This is a genomic window from Aminobacter sp. P4_H6_2 (assembly GCF_056400805.1).
This window is the reverse complement of sequence record NZ_JBFUKO010000681.1, coordinates 1-2,749: the sequence shown is the minus strand read 5'-3', so window position 1 is coordinate 2,749 and position 2,749 is coordinate 1. Positions and strand designations below refer to the sequence as shown.

3 protein-coding genes are annotated in these 2,749 nt (G+C 62.2%); all 3 read left to right on the top strand.

Going from position 1 to position 2,749, the window contains the following annotated elements; genetic code table 11:
• The first annotated feature begins 208 nt into the window (after positions 1 to 208).
• Positions 209 to 955: a cytochrome c biogenesis CcdA family protein gene (locus AC1DUU_RS28535; RefSeq protein ID WP_476786699.1), complete on the top strand. Its 747-nt coding sequence runs from the start codon at positions 209 to 211 to the stop codon at positions 953 to 955.
• A 100-nt stretch (positions 956 to 1,055) separates the two neighbouring features.
• On the top strand, positions 1,056 to 2,423 hold the full coding sequence (glmU, locus tag AC1DUU_RS28530; RefSeq protein WP_476786698.1) for a bifunctional UDP-N-acetylglucosamine diphosphorylase/glucosamine-1-phosphate N-acetyltransferase GlmU: 1,368 nt from the start codon (positions 1,056 to 1,058) through the stop codon (positions 2,421 to 2,423).
• Between the two features lie 146 nt (positions 2,424 to 2,569).
• A partial coding sequence (locus AC1DUU_RS28525; protein WP_476786697.1) for a hypothetical protein occupies positions 2,570 to 2,749 on the top strand: 180 nt, incomplete at its 3' end.

The following is a 2,749-nucleotide window of genomic DNA, read 5'->3' as shown; positions in this document are numbered from 1 at the left end:
ACCGAAGACAAGCAGAACCTCTGCGAGTTGGGCGAATACACGATCCACGAATAAGATCTGGCCACGACTAAGATCTGGCGAAATTCCGCCAACGAAGACTTGTTCGGGCCGGCAAAAACCGGCCCGACTATGACTGCCACAAAATGGTGATTGGTGCCTGATAGCCGCTGCCGCTATAGCGGCCTAAACATCGGTGGAGCGGCATTAAATGGCATTGGACGTCGGTTATCTCAGCGCATTGGGGGCAGGAGCCCTATCTTTCCTGTCGCCTTGCGTACTGCCGCTAGTGCCACCTTATCTCTGCTACATGGCCGGCGTTTCGGTCGACGACTTCAAGGCTGAGGGCGCAACGGCGACCGTTTCGCGTGCCCGGGGCCCCCTGCTTGCCGCATCCGCCTCCTTCGTACTCGGCTTTACCACAGTGTTCGTTGCGCTCGGCGCCGGAGCCTCGACCATCGGTCAGTTGCTGCGCACATGGCAGGAGCCGCTGGCCATGGCGGCGGGCGTGCTCATCATCCTGATGGGCCTCAATTTCCTCGGCATATTGCGCATCCCGCTTCTGTCGCGCGAGGCGCGCTTCCAGTCGCAGGGCAAGCCAGCAAGCAACCTCGCCGCCTATCTCATGGGTCTCGCCTTCGCCTTTGGCTGGACGCCGTGCATCGGGCCGGTGCTGGGGCCGATCCTGACGCTGGCCGGCGGGCGTGAAACGGTGGGTGAGGGCGCGTTGCTCCTGGCCGTTTATTCACTCGGCCTGGGCATTCCCTTCCTGATCGCCGCCATGTTCTCCGGCGCTTTCATGCGCTTCCTCTCCAAGTTCAAGGTACATCTCGGCAAGGTCGAAAAGGCGATCGGCGCGCTTTTGGTGGTGGCCGGAGTGCTTTTCCTGACCGGCGGCGTGCAGGCCGCGTCCTACTGGCTGCTTGAACGCTTCCCTGTACTCGGGCAACTCGGGTAGCTCCAAGAAACGGCCCCATTCCGTCTGCATTGGAGGCGATTGCCAGCAATGCTAGAAAGGTGGCCGATTCCAGCCGCCTTTTGCAAACCCGGACGACGCCATGACATCGAGAACCTGCCTGTCGATCATCCTTGCCGCCGGCGAGGGCACACGCATGAAAAGCAGCCAGGCCAAGGTGCTGCACAAGATCGCTGGCCTGCCGATGGYGGCGCATGTCGCCAAGACAGCCGAGGCAGCGGGAGCTGACGGCATCGCGCTGGTGGTCGGTCATGGCGGCGACGAGGTGAGGAAGGCAGCCGAAACATTTGCCCCGAAAGCCGAAATCTTCGTCCAGGCTGAGCGGCTGGGCACGGCACATGCGGTGCTGGCGGCACGCGCGGCGATCGCCAAGGGCCATGACGACATCCTGGTGATGTTCGGCGACACGCCCCTGGTCGAGGCCGATTCGCTGGCTTTGGCGCGGGCAAAGCTCGCTGAAGGCGCTGCTGTCGTTGTGATCGGCTTTCGTCCGCCGAATCCAGCAGGCTATGGTCGCCTGATCGAGAGGGCCGGCAAGCTGGTGGCGATCCGCGAGGACAAGGATTGCAGCGACGAAGAGCGCAAGATCGGCTTCTGCAATGCCGGTTTGATGGCGATTTCGAGCGCGCACGCCCTCAAGCTGCTCGACCAGGTCGGCAACGCCAATGCCAAGGGTGAGTTCTATCTCACCGACATCGTCGAGATCGCCGACAGAGCCGACCTGACGGTGGTGGCGACCGAGGCCAGCTTTGAAAGCGTCTTGGGCATCAACAACCGTGCCGAGCTGGCCGAAGCGGAAGGCATCTGGCAGAAACGCCGGCGCCGCGCGGCGATGCTCGACGGTGCGACGCTGATCGCGCCTGAGACTGTATATTTCTCGCACGACACCGAGATCGGCTCGGACGTTGTGGTCGAGCCGAATGTCTGGTTCGGCCCGAACGTTACGATCGCCGATGGTGCGACGGTCCATGCGTTTTGCCATCTGGAGGGAGCAAATGTTGGCCCGCGTGCCGAGATCGGGCCGTTCGTACGGCTGCGGCCAGGCGCGGAACTGCACGAAAAAGCCAAGGTCGGCAATTTCTGCGAGGTCAAGAAGGCGACGATCGAAAAGGGTGCCAAGGTCAACCACCTGACCTATATCGGCGACGCGCGCGTTGGTGCTGGCGCCAACATCGGCGCGGGCACGGTCACCTGCAACTATGACGGCTACTCGAAGTTCTTCACCGACATCGGCGAGGGCGCCTTCGTCGGCTCCAACACGTCGCTGGTGGCACCGATCGCCATCGGCGCGCGGGCCTATATCGCATCGGGCAGCGTCATCACCGACGAGGTGCCGGAAGATTCGCTGGCCTTTGGCCGCGCGCGGCAGAAGACAATGCCCGGCAAGGGCAAGGAATTGCGCGAGCGCTTCGCTTCAGCGGCGGCAGCGAAGAAGGCCGGCACGAAGTAACCGCATTTCAATCCTAGCGTGCCATTGTGGTCCATCCTGACGAACTGGATGGCTGATACGCAGCGAAACGGAATGTGACTTCCGCTTGTTCGTTGTGCTGCCTAAAAGGCCGACAGGGCTTTTGAGGGATTGGACGGGGCGAGATCATGTGCGGAATTGTCGGAATTGTCGGCCAGACGCCGGTTGCACCGTTGATCGTCGATGCGCTGAAGCGGCTGGAATATCGTGGTTATGATTCCGCCGGTGTCGCCACCATCGAGAACGGCGAACTGGCGCGCCGCCGCGCCGAAGGCAAGCTGATCAATCTCGAGCGACGACTGAAAGCC